Here is an 18,146-nt window from a genome sequence, read left to right on the forward strand (position 1 = left end):
AAACATTTAGGTTTTAACAAGATTTTAAGTCTTAAAATTATGTTATGCCAAAGCAGAAAAAAACAATAATATCCTGTGCTTTGGATTAAGCTTTAGCACTAAAAAAAGGAAAAAGAATAAGTGAAAAAGCCGAAAAACTAAATGTTTTGAGTACTTAGCGCTAATTGACGAAAAAAACTTTATTAAATCAAAATTTTAATGCTCATACTTATTAACGAATTAAGTCGTGTAAATTGTTAATAAATTACATGAAAAAGGAGTGCTCATAGTCGTACTGTGACTGTTGGAATTCTTATATTAGCGTGTTAAGAAATTTACATAAAACTAAATTAATTTATATATGGCAGAAGGAGAAAAATTGATCCCTATTAATATTGAGGATGAGATGAAATCGGCTTACATTGATTATTCAATGTCAGTCATTGTGTCACGTGCTTTACCAGATGTAAGAGATGGTTTAAAACCGGTTCATAGACGTGTACTTTACGGTATGCACGAACTGGGAGTTAGAGCTAATACAGCACATAAAAAGTCCGCAAGAATAGTTGGAGAAGTTTTAGGTAAGTATCACCCACACGGTGATACATCAGTATACGATGCTATGGTGCGTATGGCTCAAGAATGGAGTTTGCGTTATATGCTTGTAGATGGTCAAGGTAACTTTGGATCAATTGATGGTGATAGTCCCGCAGCAATGCGTTATACAGAAGCGCGTATGCGTAAAATTTCTGAGGACATGTTGGCAGATATTGATAAGGAAACTGTAGATCATAAATTAAATTTTGATGATACCTTACAGGAACCAACAGTTTTACCAACTCGTATTCCAGGATTATTGGTTAACGGAGCTTCTGGTATTGCAGTAGGTATGGCTACAAATATGCCACCTCACAATTTAACCGAAGTTGTTAATGGTACAATAGCATACATTGAAAATAATGATATTGAAATTGATGAACTAATTACACATATAAAAGCGCCAGATTTTCCAACAGGAGGAACAATTTATGGCTACGATGGTGTAAAGGAAGCTTTTCATACAGGTAGAGGTCGTATTGTAATGCGTGCTAAAACCAATATTGAAGAGGTAAACGGTCGTGAATGTATTATTGTTGACGAGATTCCATACCAAGTGAATAAGGCGGATATGATTAAGAAAACTGCCGACTTAGTTAACGATAAAAAGCTAGAAGGTATTTCGCTTATTCGAGATGAATCTGATAGAAACGGAATGCGAATTGTTTACGTTTTAAAACGTGATGCTATCCCGAATATCGTATTGAATAAGTTATTCAAATATACAGCGTTACAGTCCTCATTTAGTGTGAATAACATTGCATTAGTTAACGGGCGTCCGCAGATGTTAAACTTAAAAGAATTAATTCATTATTTTGTAGAACACAGACATGAGGTAGTAGTAAGACGTACTACTTATGAATTGCGTAAAGCAGAGGAGAGAGCTCATATCTTGGAAGGTTTAATTATTGCTTCAGATAATATTGATGAAGTTATTAAAATAATTAGAGCATCATCGAATGCAGATGAAGCAAGAGCTAACTTAATTGAACGTTTTAAACTCTCTGAAATTCAAGCTAAAGCAATTGTAGAGATGAGATTGCGTCAGCTTACTGGTTTAGAGCAAGATAAGTTACGTGGAGAGTACGAAGAAATTATGAAGACTATTATCGATCTTAAGGACATCTTAGAGAAAAAAGATCGTAGAATGAACATCATAAAAGAAGAGTTAGAAGTAGTTAGAGAAAAGTATGGTGATGAGCGTCGTTCTGTAATTGAATACGCTGGTGGAGATTTAAGTATTGAAGATATGATTCCTAACGAAAAAGTGGTAATCACTATTTCTCATGCAGGTTATATTAAACGTACATCTTTAAATGAATATAAAACTCAAAATAGAGGTGGTGTAGGGCAAAAAGCATCTACCACAAGAAATGAAGATTTCCTAGAGCATTTATTTGTTGGTACAAATCACCAATACATGTTATTCTTTACTCAAAAAGGAAAATGTTTTTGGATGCGGGTTTACGAAATACCAGAAGGTAGTAAAACATCTAAAGGTAGAGCTATTCAAAACCTTATAAATATTGAGCAAGACGATAAGGTAATGGCATTTATTTGTACTCAAGATTTAAAAGATGAGGAGTATATTAACAGTCATTATGTAATTATGGCAACTAAAAAAGGTCAAGTTAAAAAGACCTCATTAGAGCAGTATTCTCGTCCTAGAACAAACGGAATTAACGCCATTACTATTAAAGATGACGATGTTTTATTAGAAGCTAAATTAACTACAGGAGAAAGTCAAGTTATGTTAGCATTAAAATCTGGTAAAGCTATTCGTTTCGAAGAGGCTAAAACTCGACCTATGGGACGTGGTGCTTCAGGAGTAAGAGGTATTCGTTTACAAGATGAAAAAACAGACGAAGTTATTGGTATGATTGCTGTCGATGATATGGCGAGTAACGTACTTGTTGTATCAGAGAACGGTTATGGTAAGCGTTCTAGCTTAGAGGACTACAGAATTACCAATCGTGGTGGAAAAGGTGTAAAAACCATTTCTATTACAGAAAAAACAGGTAACTTAGTGTCTATTAAAAATGTGACAGACGACGATGATTTAATGATTATCAATAAATCTGGTATAGCTATTAGAATGGCTGTAAAAGATTTAAGAGTTATGGGACGTGCTACTCAAGGTGTTAAATTAATTAACCTTAAAGGTAAAGACTCAATAGCCGCTGTTGCAAAAGTGATGCATGATGAAGATGAAGTTGAATTAGACGAAGATGGAAATGTAATAATCGCTGAAGATAGCGAAAACATTGAAGCTTCTGATGATGGCACAACTCTTGATACTGATATAGAAGATAATAACACGGAATCTTAAATTTAATATTATTTAAAATGAAAAAACAATTAATCATCGCTTTAGCATTTTCAATAAGTGCATTTACATTTGCACAGAAAAAAGAATTGAAACTTGCAGAGAAAGCTATTAAAAGTAACAATTTCGCTGAAGCTAAAGCAGCTATTACTCAAGCGGAAGGCTTATTGTCTGGTATGGACGATAAATTGAAAGCTAAGTTATACTTCCTAAAAGGGCAAGCTTTATACGCTAACGGAAAAGGAAGCATTAATGATATTAGTGCGGCTCTTGAAAATTTAGAGAAGGTAGAAGGTGCTTATGGCTCTGAAATTAAAGAGATGAAGCAAACCATTTCTAACAACTTAATTACTACTGGTAATAAAGCTTATGAAGGCCAGGATTATTCTAAGGCTTCAAAGTATTTTGAAAAAGCGTACAGAGTAAAAACTCAAGATACTATGTTTCTTTACTATGCGGCGGCAACTGCTGTAAACGAAAAGGAATACGATAGAGCTTTAAGTCTTTATGAAGAGCTTAAAGATTTAGGCTACACTGGAGTTTCAAAAGAATATTTTGCTACAAATAAGGAGACTGGTGAAGAAGAAATCTTAACCAAAGAAACTCGAGATTTATACGTAAAATCTGGAACTTTTATCAAGCCAGGTGAGCGCACAACGGAATCGAAAAAGCCTGAGATTGTTAAAAATATAGCACTTATTTATATTTCTAATGGAGATAACGAAAAAGCGCTAACAGCAATTAAAGACGCTAGAGCACAAAATCCAGACAATGTAGATTTAATTATTAACGAAGCTAATATTTATTTACAGTTAAAGGATGAAGATAAATTTAAAGATCTTATAGAACAAGCTTTAGTTAAGCAACCCGATAACGCATCATTACATTATAATGTTGGTGTTGTTAATATGAATAAAGGTGATACAGAAGCTGCTAAAAAATCTTTTGAGAAAGTATTAAGTTTAGAGCCTAGTTATTCTGATGCTGCATTAAACCTTTCAAATTATTATATTGAAAAAGGAAACGTGGTAATTGAAGCTATGGGGAAACTTGGTATGAGTAAAGCTGATGACGCTAAATACGAAAAATTTAAAGTTGAAAAGAATCAGTTATTTCAAAACGGAGCTGATATTCTACTTGATTTTATAAGTAAGAATCCAGATACTAAATCTGATATTTATACGCAGTTAAAAAACATTTATTTAGCTTTAGGTGAAACAGCCAAAGCAAATGAAATGAGCGATAAAATTGCAGCAATGTCTGGTCAATAAGGCAATCTGTTTTCATAAATTTATATAAGAAAGCCGCTATTTAGCGGCTTTTTTTATATTATCTTTTTTATAACGCGGAGTTTATGTGTGTGCATTTTTTTGTCAACATTATAAATACCAGAATGGTCTAAGCGGTCAATTCTAACTTTACCGTGGGCGTGTATAATGTAGTTGTCCTCCATGATAATACCAACGTGCGTTATAATACCTTCGTTGTTATCAAAAAAGGCTAAATCACCTGGTTCGCTTTCTTCTATAAAACTCAAAGCTTCTCCTTGAGTTGCTTGTTGCGAGGCATCACGCAATAATTTATAACCATTAAGCTTGTAAACCATTTGTGTAAATCCAGAGCAATCAATACCAAAAGGTGTTTTTCCACCCCACAAATACGGCGCATTTAAATAAGTAAATGCCGTTTGGATAATATTAGATTTATCTAGTTTTTGATTAATGGAGTTGCCTTCGTAATTATGATTTACTAAGGATAGTCCGTTTAAACTAGAGCCAATGGTTATGGGGAATAGCTGATTGTTTTTATCTTCAATAAACTCAACTAAATCGGTTGATAATATTGGGTTTTTGTTATGTAGGTCTTTATATTGTTCTTCCGTAATTTCGGCATACTGTTTATTGTCCACCCAACCTTCATATTTATCAAAAGCTAGTCTAATTTTAGTCCATTGCTTACGTTGTTCTAAAATTTTAAAAAAGTCGCCATATATAACTTGCGAAATTAATTCACTAGCATCTGCTGGTTCATTTCGAAGCGGAACAATGCTTAAATTACAAATACCGTATTGCATTAAAAAAATAGTGTTATAAAATATCTAAAAAGAAAAATAGCTCTGTGGTTCATTGGGGTAAATACTGTTTTGACCGTTTGTCATTTTATTTGTTAAGGACGTTCAATAATTACAGCAGAAGCACCACCACCACCATTACAAATAGCTGCAGCACCAATTTTTGCGTTATTTTGTTCTAAAACATTCAATAGAGTAATTAAAATTCTAACTCCAGAACATCCAAGTGGATGGCCTAATGAAACCGCACCACCATTAACATTTACATTTTTATCTGTAAGGCCTAATATTTTAATATTAGCTAAACCTACAACAGAAAAAGCTTCGTTAAATTCAAAAAAGTCAACATCATTTAAAGAAATTCCTGCTTTGCTTAAAGCTTTAGGTAAAGCCTTAGATGGCGCTGTTGTAAACCACTTTGGTTCGTGAGCAGCATCAGCATAACTTTTTATGGTTGCTAAAATTTTTAGCCCTAATTCTTGTGCTTTTTCCTTACTCATTAAAACCATGGCGCCTGCACCATCATTTATCGTCGAAGCGTTTGCAGCAGTTACTGTACCATCCTTAGAAAAAGCTGGTCGTAATTGCGGAATTTTATCCATTCTTACGTTGCTGTATTCTTCATCTTTAACTACTATTATGGGTTCTCCACGACGTTGAGGAACTTCAACAGGTACTATTTCATTATTAAATTTACCGTTATCCCAAGCCGCTGCCGATCTGCTATAGGATTGTATAGCGTACGCATCTTGATCTTCTCTAGAAAACTCATATTTGGTGGCACATGCATCGGCACAAACACCCATTGCATTTTGATCGTAAACATCAACTAATCCATCTTTCTGCATACCATCTACCAAGGTAGTAGGTCCAAATTTTGTCGCGTTTCTGGCGTATAAATAGTGTGGTATAAGACTCATGTTTTCCATACCACCAGCAACCACAATATTTGCGTCGCCTAATGCTATAGCTTGTGCGGCCTGCATTACGGTTTTCATACCCGAAGCACACACTTTGTTTATTGTTGTACAAGGCACCGTATTTGGTATACCAGCAAAAATAGCGGCTTGTCTTGCTGGGGCTTGACCAGTTCCAGCCTGTACCACGTTACCCATTAGAACTTCGTCAACTAGTTCTGGACTTAAATTTATTTTTTCTAAAGCGCCTTTAATAGCAATGGCTCCTAACTTAGGAGCTGGTATAGTTGATAAAGCACCCATAAAACTTCCAATAGGAGTTCTTGCTGCAGAAACAATTACGACTTCTTTATTCATCAATTTAAGGTTTTAGTGTAGTACTTGCGAAAATAACGATTTTTTGGTAGAAATTTGAAAGATTAGAATAGAACTAATCACCTTGCTTTTTGTTTCTCTTAAAAGTAGCCGTTTAACCTCATATTTTTAGCGTTTTTTAAAGTTTATATTTAGGTAAAATTTAAAAAGTTTAACTAATTGAATATTTTGGTTAAGGAGTAAAAAATGTTAAGAGGACTTGCGTGTAAAACCCATTATAAGGCAATAAATTTATTACATTTGATTTTTAGACGAATTTAATGATATCTAGCTGAATGATTTAGGGCAGCTATTTAACTAGTTGATGCTAAATTGCGCACCATTCATTTAGAAGGATTGAATACAAATACATGAAAGACTTAATAAATAAACTATATAAAAACCATGCTTTAATATATAAAGTCTTGTTGTTTATATGTACCACATTTTTAATTGTCTATTTGTTTCCTAAAAGCGGGAAGTTTAAATATAGTTTTGAAAAAGGCAAACCTTGGCAATCTGAAAGTTTACAAGCACCGTTTGATTTTGCAATTAAAAAAACAGATGCTGAAATTGCTTCAGAAAAAAACAGTATTACAGAGCATGCAACGCTGTATTTCGATTTAGATAATACTGTACAGAAAAAGGTTAATGATTCTTATAACGAGCAGTTTGCAGCTTCATTTCCCGATTCTTTATCTAGGAGTATTTCAATTAAATTGTTTGATGCAGGTAAGCAAGTGGTTTCAGAATTGTATGCTTATGGCGTTTTAAGTGAAAACTACGATTTTGATAAGGATAGATCCATTGTTATATTGGATGGAAGAGAAAAAAAACAAGATGGTTTCTATTCTAATCTTGTTAAGCAAAACGACGTAACCCGTGTTATAGAAAGCGTATTAGCAAAAAGTAATTTGTCTAGTTTTAAAACTCAGTTTTTAGCGTTTTGTTTCGATTTAATTGAACCTAATATTACCTATAATAAAACCTTTACGGATAAGGCTATTAATGATGAATTAAGCCGAATATCGCATACAAGAGGAAGTGTTGCCAAAGAAACTTTAATTATTTCTAAGGGTGAAGTTATTGAAGGCGATAAATATCAAATTTTAAAATCGTTACAGTCAGAATACGAGTCTCAGGTTTGGAACGAATCTAATTATAATTGGGTTTTGTTCGCTTATACGCTACTTGTGGCTTTAGCACTATTAATGTTACTTCTTTTTTTAAGAAAATATAGAATAGCCGTTTTTGAGAATAACACCAAAGTTACCTTTATATTTTTCAATATTCTTTTAATGGTTTTTATTACCACTTTGGTGGTTAAATACGATTCTAAATATATATATATTGTTCCAATATGTATTTTACCATTAGTGTTTAAAGCCTTTTTTGATGCTCGCCTTGGTTTATTTGCACATGTATTAACAGTACTTTTATTAGGGTTTATAGTGCCCAATAGTTACGAGTATTTGTTTTTGCAAATTATAGCAGGAATTGTAACTATTTTAACGGTATCTGAGCTTTATAAACGGGCTAATTTGTTTATTTCGGTAGGGCAGATAACACTTATTTACATTATAGCTTATTTTGCTTTTTTTGTAATTCACGAAGGAAGTGTTGAAACCTTAAAGTGGGAAACATTTATATGGTTTATTTTATGTGGACTAGCGACCTTGTTTGTACAGCCTTTAATATACGCTTATGAAAAGCTTTTTGGGTTAGTTTCAGATGTGTCACTTCTAGAACTTTCTGATACCAATAGTAAATTACTTAAAGAGCTTTCAAATAAAGCACCAGGCACATTTCATCATTCATTAAACGTAGCTAATTTAGCAGAATCGTCGGCTAATGAAATTGGAGCGAATGCGATGTTAGTTAGGGTAGGAGCACTGTATCATGATATTGGTAAAATGAAAAACCCTACGTATTACACCGAAAATCAATCTACAGGTATCAATCCGCACGATGAGTTATCTTCAAAAGAAAGTGCTAAAATAATTACCGATCATGTTATTGATGGTATAGAAATCGCGAGAAAAAATAATTTACCAGATAGAGTTATTGATTTTATAAGAACGCATCATGGTACTAGTGTTGTATATTACTTTTATATGCAAGAAAAAAAGGATTATCCAGATATGGAAATCGATAAATTAGATTTTAGCTATCCTGGACCTAAACCATTTAGTAAAGAAACGGCTATATTAATGATGTGCGATAGTATTGAAGCGGCATCTAAAAGCTTGAAGGAGCCAACCTCAACCAAAATTGAAGCCTTTGTAGAAAAAATTATAAATAAACAGATTGAAGAAGGTCAATTTTTAAATGCGAACATAACTTTTAAAGAAATTCAATCGATAAAAAAAGTGCTAAAGCACAAGCTTGCAAACATTTATCATTTAAGAATTGAATATCCTGAATAAAAAGTAAAAAAAACTTGAAAAATGTTTGCGTTCTTTAAGATAAAAACTAAATTTGCATCCGCATTTAAAAACAAATGCGTAGTTCATTTAATAAATTACTGGAGAGGTGCCTGAGTGGCCGAAAGGAACGGTTTGCTAAATCGTCGTACCCCAAAAGGGTACCCGGGGTTCGAATCCCCGTCTCTCCGCAAGTTTCTTTATTGAAATTTAGATAACCAATTCGGGGTGTAGCGTAGCCCGGTTATCGCGCCGCGTTTGGGACGCGGAGGTCGCAGGTTCGAATCCTGCCACCCCGACAAAATAGTATATCAATCTTTATCAAAAACCTGTTAATCTTATGATTTACAGGTTTTTGTGTTTTTAAGGGTGTCATATGAATGTAAATAATGCAGTTAAAAAAGTCAACAAATCGGATAACAAATTGATTTTAGTAAAAGTGTTGACCGAATTGTTAAAATTCAATGATTAGTTGATAGAATAAATGTATCTTTAAAGTGATTTGACTTTCGTCTGGTACTAAATAAGTATTAACAAAAAGACGAAATCATGAGAACAACAGCAACTTTCAGTATTTTATTCTGGGCAGATTTTTCCAGAGCAAAAGCAAACCAAGCTTCCGTTTATGTAAGGATTACAGTAAATGGCAAACGTGCAACAATCAGTTTAAAACGAAAAGTTTCCGTAACCGATTGGGATGCCCACAAGGGAAGATCTAGAGGCACTAACCAGAACGCCAGAATACTTAACACCTATTTAGAAGTAGTAAACAGTAGTATTTTTAAATGCTATCAAGAATTAAAGCTAGAACATAAGCTTATAACATCCCAGGTTATAAAAGCAAGGTATTTAGGAGAAGATGAGCAAAATCACTCCGTTATTGATATTATTAAGTATCATAATGAAGATATGCAGGATAAATTAAAATGGGGCACTCAAAAAAATTACTATACCACCCAAAAGTATGTGTCAAAATTTCTATTAGAAACGTATAAGACCACTGACATCTATTTGAAAGAACTTGACTACAACTTCATAATTAAGTTTGAAAAATATTTAAAAGGACATACTCCTAAGGACCACCAAAAACCTATGGGTAATAATACGGTGATGAAACATATAGAGCGTTTCAGAAAATTGATAAATTTAGCATTTAAGCTGGAATGGATTGACAAAGACCCCTTTATAAATTTCAAAGCTCAATTTATAAAAACAGAGCGAGGCTTTTTGAGTTTGCAAGAATTGAGAGCAGTAGAAGAGAAGCAATTTGCAATTGAGCGGTTGCAATTGGTCAAAGACCTGTTCGTGTTCAGTTGCTATACAAGTTTAAGTTATATAGATGTCATTAATTTAACGGAAGGTAATATTAGTATAGGAATTGACGGCGAATTATGGATTTACTATAAACGAGAGAAAACAACCAAGTTTATAAGAATCCCGTTATTGCCACAGGCATTGGAAATCATAGAAAAGTATAAAAGAAAAAATAAGTCAAAGATTCAAGAAAGTTTGTTTCCAAAAATCTCAAACCAAAAATTGAATGCCTACCTAAAGGAGATAGCTGATTTATGTGGTATCAAAAAGAATTTAACATTCCATATTGCTAGACACACCTTTGCTACCACGGTAACATTAAGTAATGGTATGCCTATAGAAACAGTCTCAAAATTATTAGGACATTCTAGAATATCAACTACTCAAATTTATGCCAAGGTTATTGAGCGAAAAGTGAGTGATGATATGAAAAAATTAAGAGAACAGTTTTTGAAGGCAAAAAACGATTCAGAGAAGGTGTGTCAAAGTTTATAGACCTTATTTTTCTAATACATTTTGGTAAAAGCGTTTCATTAAAAAAGTCTTGAACATAAACCTAAAATGAGAAATGTGTATTTTAGGCTCAAGTTCGCTTAACTTATAATTTTATTGATATGTGGAGGAATTGTTAGTCACGCTAGACTTAGGGGCTGGTGCCGCAAGATATGGGAGTTTCGGAAACAACGACCATATATTTAACTTTCTAGTGTTTATAAGGCCTATAAAAGGTGCTGTTTTTAAAGGTTACCGAATTGGTCTCGATTTAACAAACTTTGATATATCAATAGTGTTTAAGTCGTCAAAATAGATTAAAACTTTTCAGATTTGAACCAAGTTATAACGTTTTTTTGGACATGAACTTGCTGCAATGATTTTAATAGAAATATTAAATAATTGATTCTTTTTTTTATCAAATAATGAATTTTATACTATCTGCTTAATTGCTTGTTAGTTTTGTCTTTTCTATAGTTTAAAGCCTTGTTTTTAATGCTATTGCTGGACTATTTGTGTATTTTTGAGAATAATGAAGGCTAATTTTACATGCGTTTGTACTGATTTTTTAGGCAAAAAAAATACTTAAAAACAAGCATCTAATACCTAGGAGTTGTGTATACATATTAGTTCTAATAAGTATATATTCAATGAGATGCCTTTTTAATTTTCAATTATAATAACTCAAAAAACAACTAGTAAATGTCAATAAAAAATTATCATTATGTAGATTATTTATGGGATAAAACCAAAGAGGAAAAGATAAAAAATGATGAAGTAGCACTGTTTTTATACAGATCAAATATCTTAGGTAGTGATCTTAGAATTACTAATTATGGCGGGGGAAATACCAGTTGTAAAACTATTGAGAAAGATCCATTAACAAATAAAGACGTAGAAGTAATGTGGGTAAAAGGTTCTGGTGGAGACATAGGAACTTTAACGAGAAGTGGGATTGCAGGTTTGTATACAGAACGTCTAAGAGATTTAAAAAAAGTATATAAAGGTGTTGACTATGAAGATGAAATGGTGGCACTTTTTAATCATTGTATTTATGATTTAGACAGCAAAGCGCCATCAATAGATACGCCTTTACACGGTTTGCTGCCTTTTAAGCATATAGATCATTTACATCCAGATGCTTTAATAGCGGTTGCAGCTGCAAAGGATAGCGAAAAAGTTACCAAAGAAATTTGGGGAGACACAATGGGTTGGGTGCCTTGGAAAAAACCTGGATTTGAACTCGGTTTAATGCTTGAAAAATGTTTAGCCGATAATCCTGGAATTAGGGGTATTGTTTTAGGAAGTCATGGTTTATTTACTTGGGGCGACACTTCTTATGAATGTTACTTAAATAGTTTAGAGGTTATAGAGCAAGCTTCTGCCTATATTGAAAATAGAATTGCTGAAAATAAGGTTGTCTTTGGAGGCCAGATATTAGAAAGTATTTCAAAAGATAACAGATTGGAAAAAGCGGCAACTTTAGCGCCACTTTTAAGGGGATTGTGTTCTTCAGAAAATAGAATGATTGGTCATTTTACAGATGATGAAAAAGTTTTGGAATTTATTAATAGTAAAGATTTAAAACGTTTGGCCCCAATGGGAACTTCATGTCCAGATCATTTTTTAAGGACTAAAATTCAACCATTAGTATTAGATTTAAGTCCTACAGAAAATGTAAATAATACCGAATTAATTCTTGAAAAATTAAAACCAGCTTTTAATAATTACAGAAAAGAATATGAGGCATATTACAATACTTGTAAAAATGAAACAAGCCCCGCAATAAGAGATTCAAATCCTGTAATTATTTTATATCCAGGAGTTGGAATGTTCAGTTTTGCAAAAAATAAGCAAACGGCTCGAGTTGCAAGTGAATTTTATATTAATGCAATAAATGTAATGCGAGGTGCCGAGGCTATTTCCGCATACACTTCTTTACCTCGTCAAGAAGCTTTTGATATTGAATATTGGTTATTAGAAGAAGCTAAATTACAGCGTATGCCAAAGGAACAACCCTTGTCTAGAAAAGTGGCATTAATTACAGGTGCTGGTGGAGGTATTGGTAAAGCAATTGCAGATAAGTTAGCATCAGAAGGTGCAAATGTTGTACTTGCAGATTTATCTAAAGAAAGGTTAAGCGAAGCTGCTGCAACCTATAAAAGTGATACTGCAATTTATGTTCAAGGCGATGTAACAGATAAAAGTTCTATATCAGAAACATATAAACAGGCATGTTTGGCTTTTGGAGGTGTAGACATTGTTGTACATAGTGCAGGGTTAGCAATATCAAAATCAATTTTAGAAACTACCGATAAGGATTGGGATATTTTACAAAATGTATTAGTTAAAGGTCAGTTTGAAATGGCAAAACAAGCAGTCTCTATTTTAAGAAAACAAAATTTAGGTGGAGATATTATAAACATTGCAAGTAAAAATGGTTTGGTTTCGGGTCCAAATAATGTTGGATACGGTACAGCCAAAGCCGCACAACAACATATGTCTAGATTGTTGGCAGCAGAACTTGGTGCAGATAAAATAAGAGTGAATGTTGTAAATCCTGATGGTGTTATTGTAGGTAGTAAAATTTGGGAAGGGGAATGGGCAGAAGGAAGAGCTGAAGCATATGGAATTACCGTTGACGAGTTACCTGCACATTATGCAAAAAGAAACTTATTAAATGAAATTATTTACCCAGTAGATATTGCTAATGGAGTGTTTTCTTTAGTAGCTATTTTAAATAAAAGTACAGGAAATATTATTAATGTTGATGGAGGAATGGCAAATGCTTTTGTAAGATAATCGACTTTTAAAAATTTAAATTATGCAAATATCTAAAGAACAAATAGCAGTTTTAAATAAAGATTTATTAGTCGACCATAAAAAAAGTTTGGCAGATTTAGCTGATAAATATCAAGATTTGGAGCAAGTTATAGAAACTATTTCTAACTACAATATTGCAATTCCAAGTTGGGCATTAGGTGCTGGAGGAACACGTTTTGGTAGATTTGGTTTTGGTGGAGAACCAAATAGTTTAGAACAAAAAATTGAAGATATTGGAGTCATTAACATGTTAACAAAGTCTGCTAATGCTGTTTCGTTACATATTCCTTGGGATATTCCTAAAGATGCAAATGCCATCAAATACAAAGCGAAAAGTTTAGGAATTCATTTTGATGCCATGAATTCTAATACATTTCAAGACCAAGACAACCAAGAGTATAGTTATAAATATGGGTCTTTATGTCATACCGATAAAAAAGTTAGAGATCAAGCTGTTGCGCATAATAAAGAAGTAATTGATTATGGAGTAGCTCTAGGTTCTAAATCTTTAACTGTTTGGTTGGCAGATGGTTCTAATTTTCCTGGGCAAATTAATTTCCGTAGGGCTTTTGAAAATACGTTGGCAAGTTTAAAAGAAATTTATGCACATTTACCTTCAGGTTGGAAGCTGTTTATAGAGTATAAACCGTATGAGCCAAACTTCTATTCAATGGTAATTCAAGATTGGGGAACATCTCATATGTTGGCCAAAGATTTGGGCGAAAAAGCATATACTTTAGTCGATTTAGGGCATCATTTACCAAACACAAATATTGAGCACATTGTGGCAACATTAATGACAAGAGGTATGTTGGGTGGTTTTCATTTTAACGATAGTAAATATGGTGATGATGATTTAAGTGTTGGCGTAATGAAACCATATCAGCTTTTTTTAATCTTTAATGAATTGGTTTATGGAATGGAGAATAACAGTTCTAAAAATCCAATTCCTGCTTGGATGATTGATGCAAGTCATAATTTAAAAGACCCCTTGGAGGACCTAATTCAGTCTATTGAAGCCATTGAAAACGCATATGCTAAAGCATTATTAATCGATCAGAAAGCATTAGAAAAGGCGCAATTAAATAACGATGTAGTGACTGCTCAACGTATTTTACAAGAGGCTTTTAATACTGATGTAAAGTCAATTCTGGTAGAAGCAAGATTAAGAAATGGTGGTGCTATAGATCCAATTTTTGCTTATAGAAAGTTAGAAGTTAGAAATGAGTTAATTAAAGAAAGAGGTATCAAATCAACAGCATCAGGATTATAAAAGATGGGGGCTCAAGTAAAACAAAAAGTTACAGCGGTTTTTGATGTAGGAAAAACAAATAAAAAGTTTTTTCTTTTCGATACTAAGTATAGAACAGTTTATAAAGAGTATACATCAATAAGGGAAATTGTTGATGAGGATGGATTTCCAACAGAAGATATTTTTGCACTTCAAGATTGGATAAAATCGGTTTTTAATAAGATTGTGCTTTCTGATTTATTTGATATAAAATCAGTTAATTTTTCAACCTATGGCGCAAGTTTCATTCATTTAGATGAGAACGGAGAAATTTTAACGCCGTTGTATAACTATTTAAAGCCAATTCCGTCAAAAATAATTGATGAGTTTAAAAAAAACTATGGAGATGTTTCGGCAGAGACCGGAACACCAGAATCAGGTATGTTAAATTCTGGAATGCAATTATATTGGTTAAAAAAATGCCAGCCAGAAGTTTTTAAAAAGATTAAATATTCACTTCATTTCCCTCAATATATTTCTTATTTGTTTACAGGTATTCCATTAAGTGAGTATACAAGTTTAGGTTGTCATACTGGGCTTTGGGACTATAACAAACAAGATTACCATAGTTGGGTTTATAAGGAGGATATTAATATGAAATTACCTCCAATTGTTTCTGCGCAAACTAGTTTAAATACGGTATATCAGGAAAAAAAAATTAGAATAGGTGTTGGGATCCATGATAGCTCAGCAGCATTGCTTCCTTTTATTTATAGTGAAAAACAACCTTTTTTACTAGTTTCTACAGGTACTTGGAGTATTTCTTTAAATCCTTTTAATACTGAAAAATTATCAAAAAAAGATATTCAGAATAATTGCCTAAATTATATGAAGGTAGATGGTGGTAGAGTAAAGGCAACACGTTTTTTTATGGGTAATGAGTATAGTTTGCAGGTTAAAAAACTAAGTGCTTTTTTTAATCAGAACTTAGGCTTTCATAAAACAATTAATTTTGATTCAAAACTCTATTTAAAGCTCAAAAATGATAGACATTTCAAGTTTAGTTTTGAACAAATCAGTGTTGGGGAAAATACTGTTGAAATAACAGATCTTGCTCAATTTAAATCGTATAACGAGGCCTATCATCAATTAATGATTGATCTTATGCGTATTCAAGAAATAACTATAAAAAATGCTATTGGAGATACGAAAATTAATAAAATATATATTGATGGAGGTTTTACAGATAACGATATTTTTATAAAGCTAATGGGGCATTGTTTTCAAAACTATAAAGTGCGAACCACAAAATCACCTTTGGGTTCCGCTATAGGTGCTGCTATGGTAATTTCTAAAAAAGAATCGAATAAAAAATTTCTAAAAAAGAGATATGTTATGCGAAAATTGAGTTCATTAAAAATTTTGAATGAATCATAAATATTTAGACAATATGAAAAATTATAGCTGCCTTATACTTTGCTTTTTATCAATTCAAATGATTTTTGCAACCGATTATTATTGCGATCCAGTAAATGGAAAAGAGAGTAATATTGGAACTAAAACTAGTCCATGGAAAACATTAGCAAGTGTTTTTGAAAAAGGCGCAAAGTTAAATGATGGTGATGTTGTTTTTTTACTTTCTGGAAATCATGGTGATGTGAAAATTACCGGTGTAAATGAAAAATATATAAACATTAAAGCGGTTGAAGGAGAAACACCAATAGTAAATTCCATTGTTTTTGGAACGGAAGAAATTCCTGCATCTAGATGGGTTATTAGTAATGTTAATTTTAAAGGAAGCGCTTCTAGCATTGTTTTTATTCATGAAAACAGTACTAGAATTAGATTGATTGAAAATCAGTTTATTTCTGTAAATAGCATGAATACTGCAATTACAATTAAGGGTACGCAATGTAAAATTGAAAGTAATGTTATTTCTAATTTTAAAAATGGAATTAAAATTTCTGGTAATAAGAATCAAATTAGAAATAATAGAATAGCTTTTTTTAACAATAATGCAATTGAGGTTTCTGGAGAATATAATTTATTAGAATATAATTTAATTAAGGAAAGTGTAGTAACAGATTCAGATATAAATAATGGTATTTATCTAAATGATTTAAATATAAAAGGAACAATTTTTAGAGGTAATACAATCATCAACTTTATTACATTTAATCGCGATAATATTGGGTTGTGTAACGGAATTTATGGCAAAAATCTAAATGTTTCTGAAAGTGTTTTCGAAAATAATGTGATTGTTAGCAACGGTGAAAACGGTATTTCAGTACAAGGAGAATTGAGCAACTTAAAAATAGTTAATAATACTGTGGTTAACCCTTATTTTGGTTTAGATTTTGAAGGAAATACGATAATCAATTCCCCTCTTAAAATAAAAGTTTTGGGATTAGACAACTCATCAAATATTATAATAGGAAATAACTTGTGTAATGATGTATTATTTGAGAATATTAAGGGGGTTGCCGACCATAACCTTACAATTCCTGTTTCTGTTCATGATTTCGACATGTGCTTTAAAAATTGGGCTTTATTTGATTTTTCGTTAGGTAGTGATTCTAAGGCATTGAATATGGGTGCTTCTGATATGGCGCCAACACTAGATGTCAGTTTGAATAAACGTGCTTTAGGTAATTTTGTTAATATAGGTGCATTTGAGTATACCAAAATTAATGAAGGGAATGAGGTTTTTAAAATTACTTCTCAAATTTCAGATAGACAGATACATTCTAAAGGAAAAGGTGATTGGGATGGTCAAGCTGAAATTCGAATTGGAGGCGTGGGAGAAGATTTAGATGGAGCTGGAGTATTTCCATTTAAAATCCCTTCAATCCCAGTAGGGAAAAAAATATTGAAAGCAAATTTTAAAGTGTATTTAACTAAAATAGATAACCAACCTCAAGGCGGAATTGATCTGTATGGATTACCTCCAAAGGCTAATTATTGGGTAACAGAAGATATGTATTATCAAGGTACGTATGGTCAAGATGTTTCGGCTAGACCAATCCAGAATAATTTTATTGATTCGGATATGTATTCAGGAGTACCTAAAATGAGTAGTTCAGGACAGACCGAGCTGGGTAACTATTTAAATACTGTTGTTGAAGCAGGTAGTAAGTCTGGCGATTTTGTTTTTTTAAGAATGAATCCTAATTCTAAAAATGTAACAGATTTTAGTAGATGGAACTTTGTTAGCGCAAATAACGACCAAAAAGATAAACAACCAGAGCTAGAACTTACGGTAGGATATCCTGAATTGAATCAGGGGAATGTGAATAAAAAAGAAGCTATAAAAAATACTATTGTTACAGCTTCAAGCCCAATTAATAATGGAGATGTTGCTTTTTACTTTTTCGGCATTGATCCAAATGAAAACGTAGATTTAAAACTCCTGAATTCTAAAGGCGAACAAGTTTTTACACAGACCTTAAAATTATCAAATTTATCTGACAATGTTTACCGTACTGATAATTTAGATCTTTCTACAGGAAAGTATTTCCTTGAATACTTAATTGGCACAGAAACAAAAAAACAAATTTTATTTGTTTGGTAATTACTTCATTAAATAACCTCTATTACGCTTCTTTTGTGTAATTATAAT

Annotated in this window: 10 protein-coding genes and 2 tRNA genes; 10 read left to right on the plus strand and 2 right to left on the minus strand. The window is 32.4% G+C overall.

Translation table 11 applies throughout. The features are described from left to right. The first annotated feature begins 340 nt into the window (after positions 1-340). On the plus strand, positions 341-2,905 hold the full coding sequence (gyrA, locus tag AAFN75_RS13420) for a DNA gyrase subunit A (RefSeq protein WP_411806804.1): 2,565 nt from the start codon (positions 341-343) through the stop codon (positions 2,903-2,905). 17 nt (positions 2,906-2,922) lie between these two features. Continuing rightward, positions 2,923-4,173 (plus strand): tetratricopeptide repeat protein, encoded by a 1,251-nt coding sequence (locus tag AAFN75_RS13425; protein ID WP_411806806.1) that lies wholly within the window; start codon positions 2,923-2,925, stop codon positions 4,171-4,173. Between the two features lie 53 nt (positions 4,174-4,226). On the opposite strand, the gene AAFN75_RS13430 is transcribed toward AAFN75_RS13425, so the two are convergent. Then, positions 4,227-4,976, minus strand: a complete 750-nt coding sequence (locus tag AAFN75_RS13430) for an NlpC/P60 family protein (RefSeq protein WP_411806807.1) — start codon at positions 4,974-4,976, stop codon at positions 4,227-4,229. 92 nt (positions 4,977-5,068) lie between these two features. After that, positions 5,069-6,247 (minus strand): acetyl-CoA C-acyltransferase, encoded by a 1,179-nt coding sequence (locus AAFN75_RS13435; protein ID WP_411806808.1) that lies wholly within the window; start codon positions 6,245-6,247, stop codon positions 5,069-5,071. 368 nt (positions 6,248-6,615) lie between these two features. Here AAFN75_RS13435 and AAFN75_RS13440 point away from each other — a divergent pair, with 368 nt between their 5' ends. From AAFN75_RS13440 to AAFN75_RS13475, 8 genes are all read left to right on the plus strand, one after another. Next, positions 6,616-8,670: an HD family phosphohydrolase gene (locus AAFN75_RS13440; protein ID WP_411806809.1), complete on the plus strand. Its 2,055-nt coding sequence runs from the start codon at positions 6,616-6,618 to the stop codon at positions 8,668-8,670. Between the two features lie 100 nt (positions 8,671-8,770). Continuing rightward, positions 8,771-8,858, plus strand: a tRNA-Ser gene (locus AAFN75_RS13445). 33 nt (positions 8,859-8,891) lie between these two features. Then, positions 8,892-8,966, plus strand: a tRNA-Pro gene (locus AAFN75_RS13450). Between the two features lie 250 nt (positions 8,967-9,216). Continuing rightward, positions 9,217-10,476, plus strand: a complete 1,260-nt coding sequence (locus AAFN75_RS13455) for a site-specific integrase (protein WP_411806810.1) — start codon at positions 9,217-9,219, stop codon at positions 10,474-10,476. Between the two features lie 699 nt (positions 10,477-11,175). Beyond that, a complete protein-coding gene (locus AAFN75_RS13460) occupies positions 11,176-13,275 on the plus strand; it encodes a bifunctional aldolase/short-chain dehydrogenase (protein ID WP_411806811.1) in 2,100 nt (699 codons plus the stop codon). Between the two features lie 22 nt (positions 13,276-13,297). Next, positions 13,298-14,569, plus strand: coding sequence for a TIM barrel protein (locus AAFN75_RS13465; protein WP_411806812.1), 1,272 nt, complete (start codon positions 13,298-13,300; stop codon positions 14,567-14,569). Positions 14,570-14,572: 3 nt separating this feature from the next. After that, on the plus strand, positions 14,573-15,964 hold the full coding sequence (locus AAFN75_RS13470) for an FGGY-family carbohydrate kinase (RefSeq protein WP_411806813.1): 1,392 nt from the start codon (positions 14,573-14,575) through the stop codon (positions 15,962-15,964). Beyond that, positions 15,954-18,098 (plus strand): hypothetical protein, encoded by a 2,145-nt coding sequence (locus AAFN75_RS13475; RefSeq protein ID WP_411806814.1) that lies wholly within the window; start codon positions 15,954-15,956, stop codon positions 18,096-18,098. The genes AAFN75_RS13470 and AAFN75_RS13475 overlap by 11 nt, the downstream gene beginning before the upstream one ends. Positions 18,099-18,146 lie beyond the last annotated feature (48 nt).

The sequence above is a fragment of the Algibacter sp. AS12 genome (assembly GCF_046736315.1).
Taxonomy (GTDB): Bacteria; Bacteroidota; Bacteroidia; order Flavobacteriales; family Flavobacteriaceae; genus Algibacter_B; species Algibacter_B amylolyticus.